This window comes from Mycobacterium sp., from assembly GCF_036490025.1.
Classification (GTDB): domain Bacteria; phylum Actinomycetota; class Actinomycetes; order Mycobacteriales; family Mycobacteriaceae; genus Mycobacterium.
On the sequence record NZ_DASXEP010000002.1, the window covers coordinates 18,243 to 31,664 of the forward strand.

The window sequence follows — 13,422 nt, forward strand, 5'->3', positions numbered from 1 at the left end:
AGTCCATGGCGATCGCCGTGCGAAGCCCGGCCACATCAGCAGGCTCGAGTATGTTTTCTCGTCGGCCCGATCGTGACAACGCTGCCGACCGTTCGGAGCGCCGGCAATGAACAGCCGGAAGTCGCTGGTCGCTCCGATCGTCGCCGCGGCCGCGCTCGGCGTGGTTCCGCTGGCGTCGGCACCGCGGGTGCATGCCGCCCCGAATCCCGAGGTCGAGTACGTCTACGACATGACGGTGCGCCGGCAATATGGCTTTCCCAACAACGACGCGCTCGCCTACGGCCACGGAATCTGCGACAAGGTCGGCCAGGGCGCAGGATACGGGCAGGTAATCGGCGACGTGAAGCGTGATGTGAGCCCGAACGACCAGTTCGCGGCCAATTACGTGGTCGGGTATGCGGTCAACTTGCTTTGCCCCGAACTGATCTGGCAGCTACGGAACTCGGCGGGCGGCTATCTGCCGCCGGACGGAGTCCCCCAGTTCAGTACCTACTACTGAGATTCTTCAGGTCAGCTGCGGTAGTGCCGGTACGCCTCGGGCCGGGTTTGGCAATCGTGTCTGCGGGTATAGCGCAGCATGTTGTACATCCGTGAGTACGCGGGTCAGCTGTATTTCGGCAGCATCGCCGAGCACGCCATCGCCACTTTGTCACCCGCGGCCGCCGACTGAGCCGACTAACCGAGGAGACCACATGGGACGCCGACTGATGAAAATCAGAAGCGGACTGCGTCCGCAGATGCGGATTCCCGACCGGGCGAATGACGCTGAGACCGCGTTGCTGCGCTACATCGTGTACGGCATGTTGCCGGCCTGGCTCATCCCGGGACTGCTGGACTGGAACCAGCACCGGCGCAGTCGGATTGAGCGAACGGCGGGCACCCGTGAGTCGTTAATCCACTTGTTGATGATGACCGAAGTAGGGGTGCCGCTGACGCTGTGCCTGCTTTGTGAAATCAATCCGCTGGTACTGACGACAATTTTTGGTGCCATCGCGGCGCATGAGGCGACTGCCTTATGGGATGTCAGCACTGCCGAGCACAGTGGGCGTCGGGTCACCACCTGGGAACAGCATGTGCACAGTTTCTTGGAATCGATGCCGATCATGGCGGCCTCGGCGCTGTGCTGTTTGCGCTGGCGACAGGTCCGCGAACTGCTCGGCGGTGTTCGTAACCGGGACGCGTGGCGGCTGCGCTGGAAGCAGCAACGACTGCCTACCGGCTATCTTGCCGCCATCGGCGCAGGAGTGTTCGGGGCAATCGTCGTGCCCTACGGCGAAGAGTTGTTGCGCTGCGTGACTACGACCGATCGCGAGACTTATCCGCGAAGCAAAGGTGACTAGATCATCGGTGCGCGGCTGACTGGGGTCGCCTGTGGTGGCGTGAGGGTCAGCAGGTAGTGGTCGATCGGTGCACGCGTGGCCGGGTGGGCGTTCAGTAGGGCGGGCAACTCGGCGACGAGCTTTTCGGCGACGGTCACGAGCTTGACGTTGAGCTGTTGTGATCGCCACTTCAGGACTGCGAAGGCGGCATCTGCGTTGAGCTGGTAGATCGCCATAAGCATGCCTTTGGCCTGGTCGATGACCTCTCGGTGCGGAATGATGATCTGCAACTTGTCGGTGATGGACTGCTGAAGGTCGGTGTCGAAGCTGTCGGTGATGTCGATGTAGAAGCCCCGAGTAGCAACGGTGCGGCCGTCAATATCGGTGACTGGGTCACCGACGACGACGACGTTGCGTGTTTCTCCGGTTTTGGTGCGGATCCTGTGCCGGCTACTGAACGGAGCCACCGACTGCTGCAGGAGACGCCTGACGCGGGATAGGTCGTCGGGATGCTTGTGACTCAAGATGAGTTCGGTGGTCGGTTCGATTTCGCCGGGCTCATAGCCGTGTATCCGTGCCACGGTGTCCGACCAGGTCCACGCGTCGTCGTCGTATCGGTATTCGAAGCTGCCGACTCGTTGCGGTTCGCCGCCAAGCAGAGCCCTGTCAATGGCACGCGCCACCTGGCCATCAGTGGCGGGAAGGTCATCCTCGATCGGCGATCGGCCCGCCGTTGCCTGCTCACGGTGGTTTCCGCTGTCAGCCATTTTTCTGACTTCCCGCTGTCGAGTTCTGCCCGGATAAGGATGTGGTCTTGTGTGCGGACCAGGTCGGCGCACAAGCCGAAGATATTGTGCGCCTCCGAACAGGGATTTTCCAGCGTAGACGGGCCGTTTAGCCTGGCGGCCGTAACGGCGCGACGGAACACACGCTAGCTCTTGTGCGGCAGGAACTCCTGTGCCTTGGCTTTGAGGCCCACCTTGACGAAGCCCACCCGGTCTTCATCGCCCCCCAGCACCGCCGCGCTGGCCGCCTTGAACTGATCCCAGGTTGCGTGCGGCGGGATGGGGGGCATGTTGGGGTCGGTGTAGACATCCAACACCGTCGGGCGATCAGCCGACAGCGCCTCACGCCAGACGTCACCCAGTTTGTCGGGATCCTTGACTGACGACGCGTTCAGACCCAGGCTGGCCGCGAACGCCGCGAAATCAACATCTGGAAGCGCCTGGGATTCCACGAATTTCGGCGCTCCTGCCATGGCACGCATTTCCCAGGTGACCTGGTTGAGATCGTTGTTGTGCAAGATCGCCACTATCAGCCGTGGATCGTCCCACTGCTGCCAGTACCGCTTGATCGTGATGAGTTCGGCCATGCCGTTCATCTGCATGGCACCGTCACCGGAGAATGCGATCACCGGGCGTTGCGGGTGAGCGAACTTCGCGCCGATCGCGTACGGGACGCCGGGACCCATGGTGGCCAGGGTTCCCGACAACGACCCGCGGATGTTGCCGCGGAACCGCAGGTTTCGCGCATACCAATTGGCCGCCGAGCCGGAATCTGCTGTAACGATGGCATTGTCGGGAAGCTGCGGTGAAAGCTCGGAGAATAGTCGCAGCGGATTGACGGGATCGGCGCTGACCATCGCCTCCATGTCCATGGTTTCCCACCACCGGGTGACATTTTTTTCAATGCCCTCACGCCACGACCTGTCCTCCTTGCGTCGCAGGTGGGGAATCAGCGCCCGCAGCGCGGCCTTCGCGTCCGCGACCAGGTTGATCTCATAGGGATAGCGCATTCCGATCATCCGGCCGTCGACGTCGATTTGCACGGCTTTGCACTGCCCGAACTCGGGCATGAACTGGGTGTACGGAAAGCTGGATCCCACCGTAAGCAGCGTGTCGCAATCGCGCATCAGCTCATAGCTCGGCCTGGTTCCCAGCAATCCGATCGACCCAGTCACCCAAGGCAATTCGTCCGAGAGCACATCCTTACCCAACAGCGCTTTAGCTGCTCCGGCGCCGAGCAGATCGGCGATCTCGACGAGCTCATCGCGTGCGCCGCGCGCACCGGTGCCCACCAGCATCGCGACTTTTTTGCCTTCGTTGAGTACGGCGGCCGCGCGGGCGATGGCCGCGTCATCGGGTGCAATGGCCGGCGACTCGATGCCCAGACTGGACGGCACCATCTTGAACGCGTGGGTCGGCGGTGAATAAGGCAGCTCCTGCACGTCGGACGGGATGATCAGTGCCGTAGGGACGCGTTGCGTCATCGCCACCCGGATGGCGCGATCCAGGACATTGGGCAGTTGTTCTGGCACGGTAACCATTTGGACGTAGTCGCTGGCAACGTCTTTGAACAGGCTCAGCAGGTCTACCTCCTGCTGGTAGGACCCGCCCATCGCGCTTCGGTTCGTCTGCCCGACGATTGCCACCACCGGCACATGGTCGAGCTTGGCGTCGTACAGGCCGTTGAGCAGATGAATCGCGCCGGGACCGGACGTCGCCATGCACACCCCAACGTTGCCACTGAATTTGGCGTAGCCGACCGCTTCAAAGGCGCTCATCTCCTCGTGACGCGACTGGATGAACGTCGGCTTGTTGTCGGCTCGGCCCCACGCGGCGAGGATTCCGTTGATGCCATCGCCCGGATATCCGAACACCTGCTGCACGCCCCATGCCCGTAGCCGCTCCAACAGATAATCGCCGACCTCTTGCTTGGACATTGTGTTTCCTCCTGAGCTATGTTGCTTCTACGAAAGTCGGCTTGCGCCAGCTGGTTTGACGTTTGTGCCGGATCGGAGTCGCCGGGCAATCTTGGTAACCGCGCAACAGTTCACCGCGCAACGACTCGTTGAAACCCTGAATCGCGTGCTTCGCGCCGCGGTATGCGCTTTACAGCCGAACCCCCGATAGACAAGCGCGGGACCAGCCTGCACGCTGGCACCGGCGACTGCCACGGTTTGACCACCACGGGTGCCCTTGCCACTTCCCACGCGTGTTGTGGTACCCAGAATCCTCGTCGTTACGCCTTCTCACAGCTAGTTCCTAGCAGGGCCGTTGGGAACCACAAGACGACACGTGATCCGGATTTGGGCGCTGCGCCCGAGGGTATTCCCCTAGTCGCTAGGACGCGGGAGATGGCGACGGGGTGAAAGGCGGGCGTTGCGATGCGTGGACGACGGGTCGCGGCGCTGGCCGCTTGGGCGTATGCGGTGTGGATCCTGCTGACCTGGACTGCGACGGTCGAGGTTTTCCTGGTCGGCGCCGTGGTCGCACTCGGTTGCGGTGTCGCTTTTGCACCACTGGGCGAGGTGGTGGGGCCGTGGGGCGTGCTGCGGCCCGGTCGCTTGGGTGCGCTGCTGATGCTGGGCGCCGAGTGCGCCGTCCGCATCGTGATCGCCAATTTGTCGCTTACCCGCCGCATACTGTCGCCTTCGCGGCCGCTGCGTTCGGGAATGGTTGTGGTGGCATCCGAGGCGCGCAGCGACGGTGAACTCGCTGCGACCGGTTTGCTGACTTCACTGGTGGTCGACAACCAATTCGTCGACCTCGACCGCAACCGGCACCGGCTGCAATATCACGCGATGGCCGTTCCCGAAGGGCCGGCCCGTGAATCGGTCAACGGGCCGCTGGAACGGCGGGTTATCGCTATGAGCCGGACCCACGGAAGGGCAAGCAGATGAACGGTCTGTTGGTTGGCATATGTATCGCCCTGCTGATGGTGGCAGGCATCCTGCTGGTTCGGCTGGCGCGTGGGCCGTCGGTCTCGGATCGGGTGGTGGCGCTTAACACCATCTCGGCGCAATGCGCGTTGGTGGCGCTGTTCTACGCCGCCCTTGCCGACCGCACCGTCTACCTCGACGTGGCGTTGTGGTTGGCCTCGTTCAGCTATCTGGGTGCGCTGGTATGGGCGCGATTCTTGGAACGGGGCCTGCTGTGACCGGCGCGGTGTCTGCCGCGTTATGCATTGTGGGAGTGTTCTTTTCGTTGACCGGGGCGATCGGCATCGTGCGGATGCCCGACGTGTACACCCGCATCCAGTGCTCGTCGAAAACGATCACCGCAGGCGCGCTGCCACTTCTTGCGGGGTTGGCGCTGGCGAAGGGGCCCTTCACTACTTACGGCTCCAGGGCCCTGCTCGTCGCCATCTTGCTACTGCTGGTCAATCCGGTCGCCTCGCACGCCTTGATCCGGGCGGCTTATAAGACGGGGGTGCCGATGTGGCGTGGGGCGGTGATCGACGAACCCGGACGACTGCGTCGGACACCGGAGGACCGACGATGACATCGTTCTGGGTCCTCGATTACCTGTGTCTGGCGATCGTGATGGCTTGCGCCGCAATGGTTGTGTTCTTACGCAGCCTTACCGGTGCGGTGATGGCGCTGTCGGCGATGGGAACCGTTTTGGGTGTCCTCTTCGTGATACTTGCCGCGCCCGACGTTGCGCTGGCCGCGGTGGTGGTGGGGGCGATCGCGCAACCGGTGCTGTATCTGGTCGCAATCGGAAAGATTCGCACCGACGTGATCGACCGCGGCGATTTGGGTGAAGGCCGCAGCGATGGCTGATTCGCGGTCGCCGCCCGACGCGCGCTGGCATCGGTTGTGGTTGGCCACTGCGCTGGTAGTGATCCTGGCGGGGCTTGCTACCGTTGGTCTGACCGGCCTGCCCAACGGGGCAAATGCGCTGCCCGACATCGCAAAACACGCAATCGCCACCGCGCTACCGCGGTGGGGAACCACCGAAGTGGTCAGTGAAGTGGTCTATGGCAGCCGAGCGTTCGACACGTTCGGCGAGACGTTTCTGTTGCTGGCCGCCGTCGTCGCGGTACTGGTGTTGTCGCGCGGCCGGGAACCGCGCTCAGAGTATGTAGGCGAGGCCAGCGCCGGGCGGGTCGAACAGGCGCACGCCGATCCGGCAGAAGGCGCTGATGAGGACGAGTCTCAAGCACGTGCGGCCGAACGCCAGGAGCGCGAGGACGCTCCCGCGCCGGTCCACGCCGACGACGATGCCCTGGGTGCACCCGCGCCCGAAGGGGCGGTGGCGATGACGGTGGTAGTGCGGATTGCCGCGCGGACCGCGGCGGTCATCCTGGCCGTCGCCGGGATCTACCTTGCCGCGCTGGGTTATACGCCCGGCGGCGGCTTTCCGGCCGGGGTGGTGCTGGCCGGGGTTGTTGTGCTGCTTTATACCGCGCTTGGTCACCGTGCGATGCGGGCGGCGGCGCGTCCGCTTGTTCTGGAAGTGGCCGAAATGCTAGGCGCGGCAGCCATTGTCGTGCTCGGGCTGCTGGGGCTGTGGGCCACCGGCTCGTTTTTGGCCAATTTCCTGCCCCTGGCACCGCAGCAGACCATCCGCGCCGGTGGCACTTTGCAGCTGTTTTCGGCAGCTGAGCTCGTCGAGGTGGCCACCGGTATCACTATCGCAATCTTCGCGCTGCTCGGCATGGGGCACGACTGGACACCTGACGAGGATGAAACATGATCGTCGCCAATTACCTCGCGGCGGGTCTGTTGTTCTGTCTGGGTCTGTTTTCGCTGTTGTCACAACGGAATCTGATCAAGATCGTCCTCGGTTTGTCCCTGATGGAGTCCTCGACCTATCTCCTGCTGGTGTCGCTGGCCTACCGCAACGGTTCGACCGCGCCGGTGCTGGCGGGACTGCCCGCCGGACGCACCCAGGGCGAGTTGGTGACCGGCAACTTGGCCGACCCTGTGCTACAGAATTTTTGCATCACCGCGGTGGTGATCGGCGTGGCGGTCACCGCGGTGTTTCTGACGGTCGTGGTGCGGGTGGCCCAGCACTACCGCAGCGTCGACGCGGCAGACCTCACCGAGCTGCGAGGCTGATTCGTGTCGCTCGCGCAGCTGCTTCCGCTGCCGGTGGTGCTGCCGCTGATCGGGGCGGTGCTGGCACCGCTGACCGCTCGGCGAGCGGGCCGGGCACCGCTGTTCGTTGCCGTTGCCGCACTGAGTACGTCGCTGGCGGTGCTGCTGATCGTGAGCGCGCGAGTATTCGCCGGTACCGGGCACCTGCTCACAGATTTCTTGTCCAACGAGCGCCCGACGGGGAAAGCGGCGCTGGGTATCGCGTTGGTTGCCGACCCCTTCGGCGCCACCTTCGCAACCCTCGCTGCCGCTGTTGGAGTCATGCTGATCATCAGTGTGCTTTCCGAGCTCGGCCATCTCGGGCAACGAGAACTGGGCGGTTTGGCCTGCCTGATGCAGCTGCTGCTGGCGGCGCTGATAGGCGCCGCACTCACCGCCGACACGGTGAACCTCTTCGTATGGTTCGAGGTGGCGGCACTGGCCAGCTACGGACTGACCGGATTCTTTCTCGAGCGCCCGATCGCCTTGGAGGCGGCGTTCAAAAACCTCGTGCTCACCAGCGTGGCCGGGTTCGCGGTCTTCGTCGGCAGCGCGATGCTCTATGCGGCCACCGGCGCGTTGAACTTCGGACAGCTGCACGGCGCGATCGCGACGGGGACAGCGCGGGCCACGTCGCTTGCCGTCGCCTTTCTGGTCGCAGGTTTCGCGACGAAAGCCGGGCTGGTGCCGTTTCACACCTGGCTCCCGGATACCCACACACCCGTCCCAGGCGCGGTGTCGGCGCTGTTTTCGGCATTGATGGTCGACCTCGGGGTGATCGCGCTGGCACGCCTCGTGCTGCAGGTATTTCCGCATCTGCCGTCTTTGCCGGTGTTGCTCACCGGCCTCGGCGTGGCCTCGGCGCTGCTCGGTTCGGCGATGGCACTCGCCCAAGATGATCTCAAACGCCTGCTGGCGTGGGACACCGTCGCCCAAACCGGCGTTCTCATCGCCGGGTTCGCCGCCCGTACGGCCGACGGTGTCGCGGGCGCCGTCTATCACCTGGTGAATCACGGGCTGTTCAAGGCGCTGCTTTTCCTCTGCGCCGGCGCCGTGGTGCACTCCACCGGCGTGACGAACCTCGCTGAAATGGGCGGCCTGGCACGCCGGCGCCCGCTGCTGACCGCGGCGTTCACGGTGGGAGTGCTGTCGATCGCCGGGGTGCCGCCACTGAACGGGTACGCCTCACTCGGGCTCATTCACCACGGTTTAGCGGGCCGGCCTATTGTGCTGATCTGCCTGTTGGTAGCCCAGGTCCTCACCGTCGCCGCGTTGGGGCGGGCGGCATATCTGGGCTTCTACCGACGTCGCACACGGTCATACGAGCACCTCGAGCCGATCCGGCCGGGCATGAAGGTCAGCCTGAGCGTCTTGAGCGTCGGCTGCCTGGCATTCGGAGCGTTGGCAGGCCCGTTCGTCGCCCGCGTGGCCGGGCCCGCCGCCGCCGCCCTGCTCGACCCCGCGCGATACGCGGCCGGCGCACTCGGGCAGGCAGTCGAACTGCCTCCGGCCGCGGTCACCTTCAACTACCTGGATCCCAAGACATTGGGGCTGGTCGCCGGTGAACTTGTCCTCGGCCTGGCCGTGCTCACACTGACGATGCGGGCAGGCGGTGTGCCGGGGCCCTTGCGATGGCTGCGGCGGGCGCACACCGGCAGCATCAACGACTACGCCGCCTTCGCGACGGTCGGCATGATCATCGTTACCGCCGCGCTCCTGCTGTGAAACTTCGTGTGCGCGTAGGTGATCATTCACTGCGCCTGGCCTTTTCGGCTCCCGGCGGCTTGCTGCACTCTTCTGCTTAACCGCCGTACGTCGGTCCCTGGACCCCGTCCTTGTAGTCCACGCATTTCCTCGATGTTCCGGTGCCCGTACAGCACTCTTCGAAGAGACTTGGTTCTTGGCCGAAATGCGCGCTCACCTGGCTCTGGGTGTATTGACCGCCGGAGTTCTTGCAGGAATCTTCGATGTCGGTCTGTGCATGCGCAAAAGGTGCGGCCAGAATCGTCGCGGCAGCCGGGATGCCCAAAACGGCCATAGGGATGGCGCGAAAGACCGGACGTTTCATGTTTCTCCATGCTTTGGTGTAACTCTTCGGCCCAATTCTGAGCGGCACTGACTTGGCCAGTTTACCGGCCGGCCCGACCGTGCGGAGATGTCGATCAAGCAGGCGGCGTCGGGGTCATCGATCCGATGGAATAGGTTTCGCGGCCCGTCGGATATCCGCCCCCATTGGTGGCGATGTGCACGTGGTCGTAGTGGTTGGCGGTTTCGTTCCCGAGGTTTGCCGTCCAGCTCGGGTTGCCGAGGCCGGGGTAGATCTTCTGCCGCCAAATGACATGGTCGACGCCCCACCGTTTGGCATTAGCCAGCGCATACCCGGCGATCTGGTCGCCGAGCTCGATGCCTTCGGGAGAGTTGTGGTTCGGGATCATCACGTCGATCGCCAACCCGTTGGGATGCCACTTCAGCGCGTCTTGGCGGTACCCGCCAATGGTGGTGACCTGGGGAAACAGCAAGCTGATGGCCCGTGCCGCCCAGATCGTCTTGACCTGTAAGCCGTTTTCGGGCGCGACGCCGGCCGGTAACGCGAACGTGAAACTCTGAGCGGCGGCGGGCGCATCAGCCGTCAGCGACTTCAGTTCGGCGGGGCTGGCCACCCGCAGCGGCGCCGCCGATGGTGGCGGGGGAGGAGGCACGGGTTGTTGACGGGCCACCGGGCTCGCGCTCGTCGCGGATGCGGTCGGCTTCGTGCTGCAGCACGGCGTCTCGGTGCTCTGGGCGTAGAACATGCCGGCGGAAACGGCCAGGGTCGCGCCGAATGTCAACCAGCGACCCCGCCCGTTGGTTGACCGCTTACTGTTCACGACCAGTACTTTAACGTCGTCTCAGCTGCGGTGTGACGACTTTTGGCAGCTCTTAGCGGTCTGTCAGATCAGTAGATGACCGGCGAGAAGGCCGCTGAATTGCCGGTGCCCTGGCAGCTCACGTCGACGGCGTAGTGTCCGCCGAGTTGCTGGAAGATGATCGTGATCGGTGGGGAGGGATTCGGCCCGTTGAGCGTCGTCTGGCGGTTGTAGGGCAGCGCGGGCGTGCCCTGCACTCCCACCGCGTGGTACTGGCAGACTTCGATTGCTCCCGGCGGGTTTCGCAGATCGGTGATAGTCGCGAAGATGGCACCGCCGCCCTCGCCATAGCTGACCTGCATGCTGTTGTCGCTGTTGTAGAAGTAGTTCGGGTCGGTGGCTTGCGCGATGCCGGTGCCCGATACCGGCAACAGAGTCACCGCGGCGGCAGCGGCCGCCGAAGCTTTCACGATGGTGTTCATGGTGTGCCCCCACTTTCTTTGGATGGACGCCTGAATACAGGTTAATTGGGCCGGCACGGAAGTCCTGCCACTTTGCCACGCGTTACCGGTTGTCGTGCATCTATTCGCGGCCACAGCACCCCTTGACGGGCTCAGTGCGAGGCTGCTAAACATGGCGTGCGCCCGAATTGGGCGATCGCCCAAAACGCTGTACGGAGGCTTCGCATGGGCCGGATGGACGGCAAAGTCGTCGCACATGAGACCGACGTCTACTACGACCCCTACGACACCGGGATCAACACCGACCCCTACCCGACTTATGCGCGGCTACGCGAAGAATCGCCGATCTACTACAACGAGCAATACGACTTCTGGGCAATATCAAGGCATTCCGATGTCGAACAGGCGCTGGCGAACTGGCAGGTCTTTTCCAGTCGGCGCAGCGACATCCTCGAGCTGGTGCAGTCGAAATTCGACATGCCCGGGGGTGTCATGATGTTTCAGGATCCACCCGAGCATTCGATGCTGCGCGGGCTGATGTCGCGGGTATTCACCCCGCGCCGGATGGCCGCCATCGAGGACGAGATCCGGCGGTACTGCGTGGGATGCCTGGATCCGCTCGTCGGGTCGGATGGATTCGACGTCATCGCCGAGCTCGCGTCGATGATGCCGATGCGGGTGATCGGGATGCTGCTGGGAATCCCTGAGTCCGAGCAGATCTCGGTCCGCGATGCCAACGACGCAAACCTGCGCACCAAGCCGGGTGCGCCGCTCAAGGTCGCCAACGCCGACTCGATCGCCGACGGACGCATCTACGCCGACTACGTCGAATGGCGGTCCAAGAACCCGTCCGACGACTTGATGACCACCCTGCTCAACGTCGAGTTCGACGACGAGCACGGGGTGCACCGGAAGCTGACGCGAAAAGAGGTGCTGCACTACACCCAGGTGGTCGCGGGAGCCGGCAACGAGACGACGGGTCGGCTGATCGGCTGGCTGGCCAAGGTGCTCGCCGAACACCCTGACCAACGCCGGGAGATCGAGCAGGATCGGTCGCTGCTGAACCGGACCGTCGACGAGACACTGCGCTACGAGCCGACCGGACCACACGTGGCGCGGTGGATGGTAGAGGATTTCGAGTGCTATGGGACCACCGTTCCGGCCGGCAGCGCGATGCTGCTGTTGTTCGGCGCGGCCAATCGCGACCCCCGCCGGTACACCGCCCCGGACACCTTCAACATCCATCGCGAGAACATCTCGCACATCACCTTCGGCAAGGGTGTGCATTACTGCCTGGGCGCCAACCTCGCCCGGCTGGAGGGTCGCGTCGCGCTGGGCGAGATACTCAACCGCTGGCCTGAGTGGGATATCGACTACGACACAGCACAACTCGCGTCAACATCGACCGTTCGTGGCTGGCAGCGGCTACCGATCGTGTTGCCCTAGCCGGCGCTGCGGGCCTGCCGAGTTTTCGGTTGCGGCATCTCGAATCGGTCGAGAAATCGGTGCACTAAAGCTAGCGCCTCGTCGTGTCCGCCGGAGGCGCCGAGCCCTTGCTCGAGGATCAGGGTGCGGCCGATTGCGGCGATGACGACCGCCAGCGCGGCCGGCGGGAAGTCTTCGGTATCGAGGTCGTGCTCGCGAACGATGAAGTTCAGCGCGGTGATTTGTTGTTCGCGCCAGCGTTCGGACCACGCCGCGATCTCCGCGCGGATCTCCTTGCGGTGGTTGGCAAGTCCCATGAACTCCAACAGCAGTCGGGTGTCCTTGGGCTCAGTGAGAGTGTCCCAGAACGCATGTAACGGCCGGTCAGAGGCCAGGGCCTGCTGTTGTCGCTCCAGGTAGATGGTGGCCCCGATCCGGAAGACCGCCAAGTAGAGCTCGTCCATGGTGGGGAAGTAGTAGTGCACCAGAGCCGGTTTGACGCCCGCCTGGGCCGCGACCCGGCGTGAGGTGGCCGCGGCGTAACCCTCCTCGACCATGATCTGACTCGTCGCGGCGATCAGCATGTCGCGCGTGGTCGAGCCGCGGGCCTTTGGTCGTGCGGATGCGGTCACAGTCTGGTCCTATCAGTCGTCTCACTCCCGGGTTGCTCGTTTCGGCACCAACACTATTTGAGCGATCGCCCAATAGCCACGTGTCGTGGTTACATCTCCGCGCGCGACGGTCAAGGTTTAGCCACCGCGTAACGGTCCACAACCGGCGCGGACGATCCAATCTGTGACTGCTGCACCGCGACGTAATTGACGCCGAGCGATTACCGTCGCGAATACAACACGCTCACAACGGTTTTCAACGAGCCGATTCGGCGGCTAGTGCTTGCCGCCGACTTCGGCGGGTAGCGGTGGCGGCAGCGGTGCCGTCGGGGTAGCCGAGGCTGGCGTTTGTGGTGCGGCGGCAGGCGTCTGAGGAGTTGCGGCCGGCGTCTGCGCCGTCTTCGGCCCGTGGAACGACACCATCGGCTCCCGACGGATCACCTGGTTGCCGTCGCTGACCACCAGAGCGCTCGACGTCACCGTATAGGTGATGCCGTCGTGCTGCGCGACGAAGCTGCCGTCGGCCGACGCTGTGGCGGCCGCGATCAATTTGGCGCCGTCGCTGATCCGCACACCGTGGTAGCCGTATAGGCCGGCGGCGCTCTTGCAGATCGCCACGCGTGATTCCGCCGTGCTGCCGAATGCGACTGCCGTGTTAGGTGCCGCGCACCGAGCTGATGAGTCGACGAAGCCCAGGGCGTCGGTGGCCGGGTCGGCGGCGGCCAACGGCGTGCCGATCGCGAGCAGCGTGCAGCACGTCGCCGCAGCGAAGGTGACGAGTCGGACGCAAGGCAGGCGGGAGGGCATCAGGTTTACACCAGAACACGGCCGATCCCACGGCGAGCGCACCCACGCCGCGCGGCTGCTGAATCGTTAGCTCCTTGAGACACGCCCATG

17 protein-coding genes are annotated in these 13,422 nt (G+C 64.1%); 10 read left to right on the plus strand and 7 right to left on the minus strand.

Going from position 1 to position 13,422, the window contains the following annotated elements:
* Nucleotides 1-106: 106 nt before the first annotated feature.
* Both VGG53_RS00350 and VGG53_RS00355 read left to right on the plus strand, forming a co-directional pair.
* A complete protein-coding gene (locus VGG53_RS00350) occupies nucleotides 107-499 on the plus strand; it encodes a DUF732 domain-containing protein (RefSeq protein WP_331515951.1) in 393 nt (130 codons plus the stop codon).
* Nucleotides 500-692: 193 nt separating this feature from the next.
* Entirely contained in the window at nucleotides 693-1,340 is a 648-nt protein-coding gene (locus VGG53_RS00355) for a diguanylate cyclase/phosphodiesterase (protein ID WP_331515952.1), read from the plus strand.
* Here VGG53_RS00355 and VGG53_RS00360 read toward each other — a convergent pair.
* On the minus strand, nucleotides 1,337-2,086 hold the full coding sequence (locus VGG53_RS00360; protein ID WP_331515953.1) for a PAS and ANTAR domain-containing protein: 750 nt from the start codon (nucleotides 2,084-2,086) through the stop codon (nucleotides 1,337-1,339). The genes VGG53_RS00355 and VGG53_RS00360 overlap by 4 nt on opposite strands.
* Before the next feature lie 164 nt (nucleotides 2,087-2,250).
* Nucleotides 2,251-4,041, minus strand: a complete 1,791-nt coding sequence (locus VGG53_RS00365) for a thiamine pyrophosphate-requiring protein (RefSeq protein WP_331515954.1) — start codon at nucleotides 4,039-4,041, stop codon at nucleotides 2,251-2,253.
* A 444-nt stretch (nucleotides 4,042-4,485) separates the two neighbouring features.
* Between VGG53_RS00365 and VGG53_RS00370 the strand changes: the two genes are divergently transcribed.
* Genes VGG53_RS00370 through VGG53_RS00400 form a run of 7 tightly spaced genes read left to right on the plus strand, consistent with a single transcriptional unit; the run spans nucleotide 4,486 to nucleotide 8,907 of the window.
* A complete protein-coding gene (locus tag VGG53_RS00370) occupies nucleotides 4,486-5,001 on the plus strand; it encodes a Na+/H+ antiporter subunit E (RefSeq protein ID WP_331515955.1) in 516 nt (171 codons plus the stop codon).
* On the plus strand, nucleotides 4,998-5,258 hold the full coding sequence (locus VGG53_RS00375; protein ID WP_331515956.1) for a monovalent cation/H+ antiporter complex subunit F: 261 nt from the start codon (nucleotides 4,998-5,000) through the stop codon (nucleotides 5,256-5,258). Before VGG53_RS00370 ends, VGG53_RS00375 begins: the two co-directional genes overlap by 4 nt.
* Complete coding sequence (gene mnhG / locus VGG53_RS00380) at nucleotides 5,255-5,602, plus strand: monovalent cation/H(+) antiporter subunit G (RefSeq protein ID WP_331515957.1); 348 nt, start codon at nucleotides 5,255-5,257, stop codon at nucleotides 5,600-5,602. Before VGG53_RS00375 ends, mnhG begins: the two co-directional genes overlap by 4 nt.
* Nucleotides 5,599-5,883 (plus strand): hydrogenase subunit MbhD domain-containing protein, encoded by a 285-nt coding sequence (locus VGG53_RS00385; protein ID WP_331515958.1) that lies wholly within the window; start codon nucleotides 5,599-5,601, stop codon nucleotides 5,881-5,883. Before mnhG ends, VGG53_RS00385 begins: the two co-directional genes overlap by 4 nt.
* Complete coding sequence (locus VGG53_RS00390) at nucleotides 5,876-6,799, plus strand: MnhB domain-containing protein (protein WP_331515959.1); 924 nt, start codon at nucleotides 5,876-5,878, stop codon at nucleotides 6,797-6,799. The genes VGG53_RS00385 and VGG53_RS00390 overlap by 8 nt, the downstream gene beginning before the upstream one ends.
* Nucleotides 6,796-7,164 carry a sodium:proton antiporter gene (locus VGG53_RS00395; protein WP_331515961.1) on the plus strand — a complete coding sequence of 123 codons (369 nt, stop codon included), beginning with the start codon at nucleotides 6,796-6,798 and terminating at the stop codon, nucleotides 7,162-7,164. Before VGG53_RS00390 ends, VGG53_RS00395 begins: the two co-directional genes overlap by 4 nt.
* Nucleotides 7,165-7,167: 3 nt before the next feature.
* Nucleotides 7,168-8,907: a complex I subunit 5 family protein gene (locus VGG53_RS00400; protein WP_331515962.1), complete on the plus strand. Its 1,740-nt coding sequence runs from the start codon at nucleotides 7,168-7,170 to the stop codon at nucleotides 8,905-8,907.
* Between the two features lie 76 nt (nucleotides 8,908-8,983).
* On the opposite strand, the gene VGG53_RS00405 is transcribed toward VGG53_RS00400, so the two are convergent.
* The 3 genes from VGG53_RS00405 to VGG53_RS00415 all read right to left on the minus strand — a co-directional run bounded on the left by VGG53_RS00405 (nucleotide 8,984) and on the right by VGG53_RS00415 (nucleotide 10,510).
* Nucleotides 8,984-9,250 carry a hypothetical protein gene (locus VGG53_RS00405; protein ID WP_331515963.1) on the minus strand — a complete coding sequence of 89 codons (267 nt, stop codon included), beginning with the start codon at nucleotides 9,248-9,250 and terminating at the stop codon, nucleotides 8,984-8,986.
* Nucleotides 9,251-9,344: 94 nt separating this feature from the next.
* Nucleotides 9,345-9,974 carry a glycoside hydrolase gene (locus tag VGG53_RS00410; RefSeq protein ID WP_331515987.1) on the minus strand — a complete coding sequence of 210 codons (630 nt, stop codon included), beginning with the start codon at nucleotides 9,972-9,974 and terminating at the stop codon, nucleotides 9,345-9,347.
* A gap of 143 nt (nucleotides 9,975-10,117) precedes the next feature.
* Nucleotides 10,118-10,510 carry a hypothetical protein gene (locus VGG53_RS00415; protein WP_331515964.1) on the minus strand — a complete coding sequence of 131 codons (393 nt, stop codon included), beginning with the start codon at nucleotides 10,508-10,510 and terminating at the stop codon, nucleotides 10,118-10,120.
* 213 nt (nucleotides 10,511-10,723) lie between these two features.
* Here VGG53_RS00415 and VGG53_RS00420 point away from each other — a divergent pair, with 213 nt between their 5' ends.
* Complete coding sequence (locus VGG53_RS00420; RefSeq protein ID WP_331515988.1) at nucleotides 10,724-11,935, plus strand: cytochrome P450; 1,212 nt, start codon at nucleotides 10,724-10,726, stop codon at nucleotides 11,933-11,935.
* Here VGG53_RS00420 and VGG53_RS00425 read toward each other — a convergent pair.
* Nucleotides 11,932-12,498, minus strand: a complete 567-nt coding sequence (locus VGG53_RS00425) for a helix-turn-helix domain-containing protein (protein WP_331515989.1) — start codon at nucleotides 12,496-12,498, stop codon at nucleotides 11,932-11,934. The two genes, VGG53_RS00420 and VGG53_RS00425, sit on opposite strands and share 4 nt — an antisense overlap.
* Before the next feature lie 303 nt (nucleotides 12,499-12,801).
* A complete protein-coding gene (locus VGG53_RS00430; RefSeq protein ID WP_331515965.1) occupies nucleotides 12,802-13,332 on the minus strand; it encodes a hypothetical protein in 531 nt (176 codons plus the stop codon).
* Nucleotides 13,333-13,422 lie beyond the last annotated feature (90 nt).

Bases quoted from the DNA above. Each gene is read 5' to 3' on its own strand.
- VGG53_RS00350 (WP_331515951.1), top strand. From the start codon at position 107: ATGAACAGCCGGAAGTCGCTGGTCGCTCCGATCGTCGCCGCGGCCGCG.
- VGG53_RS00355 (WP_331515952.1), top strand. From the start codon at position 693: ATGGGACGCCGACTGATGAAAATCAGAAGCGGACTGCGTCCGCAGATG.
- VGG53_RS00360 (WP_331515953.1), bottom strand. From the start codon at position 2,086: ATGGCTGACAGCGGAAACCACCGTGAGCAGGCAACGGCGGGCCGATCG.
- VGG53_RS00365 (WP_331515954.1), bottom strand. From the start codon at position 4,041: ATGTCCAAGCAAGAGGTCGGCGATTATCTGTTGGAGCGGCTACGGGCA.
- VGG53_RS00370 (WP_331515955.1), top strand. From the start codon at position 4,486: ATGCGTGGACGACGGGTCGCGGCGCTGGCCGCTTGGGCGTATGCGGTG.
- VGG53_RS00375 (WP_331515956.1), top strand. From the start codon at position 4,998: ATGAACGGTCTGTTGGTTGGCATATGTATCGCCCTGCTGATGGTGGCA.
- VGG53_RS00385 (WP_331515958.1), top strand. From the start codon at position 5,599: ATGACATCGTTCTGGGTCCTCGATTACCTGTGTCTGGCGATCGTGATG.
- VGG53_RS00390 (WP_331515959.1), top strand. From the start codon at position 5,876: ATGGCTGATTCGCGGTCGCCGCCCGACGCGCGCTGGCATCGGTTGTGG.
- VGG53_RS00395 (WP_331515961.1), top strand. From the start codon at position 6,796: ATGATCGTCGCCAATTACCTCGCGGCGGGTCTGTTGTTCTGTCTGGGT.
- VGG53_RS00405 (WP_331515963.1), bottom strand. From the start codon at position 9,250: ATGAAACGTCCGGTCTTTCGCGCCATCCCTATGGCCGTTTTGGGCATC.
- VGG53_RS00410 (WP_331515987.1), bottom strand. From the start codon at position 9,974: ATGTTCTACGCCCAGAGCACCGAGACGCCGTGCTGCAGCACGAAGCCG.
- VGG53_RS00415 (WP_331515964.1), bottom strand. From the start codon at position 10,510: ATGAACACCATCGTGAAAGCTTCGGCGGCCGCTGCCGCCGCGGTGACT.
- VGG53_RS00420 (WP_331515988.1), top strand. From the start codon at position 10,724: ATGGACGGCAAAGTCGTCGCACATGAGACCGACGTCTACTACGACCCC.
- VGG53_RS00425 (WP_331515989.1), bottom strand. From the start codon at position 12,498: ATGCTGATCGCCGCGACGAGTCAGATCATGGTCGAGGAGGGTTACGCC.
- VGG53_RS00430 (WP_331515965.1), bottom strand. From the start codon at position 13,332: ATGCCCTCCCGCCTGCCTTGCGTCCGACTCGTCACCTTCGCTGCGGCG.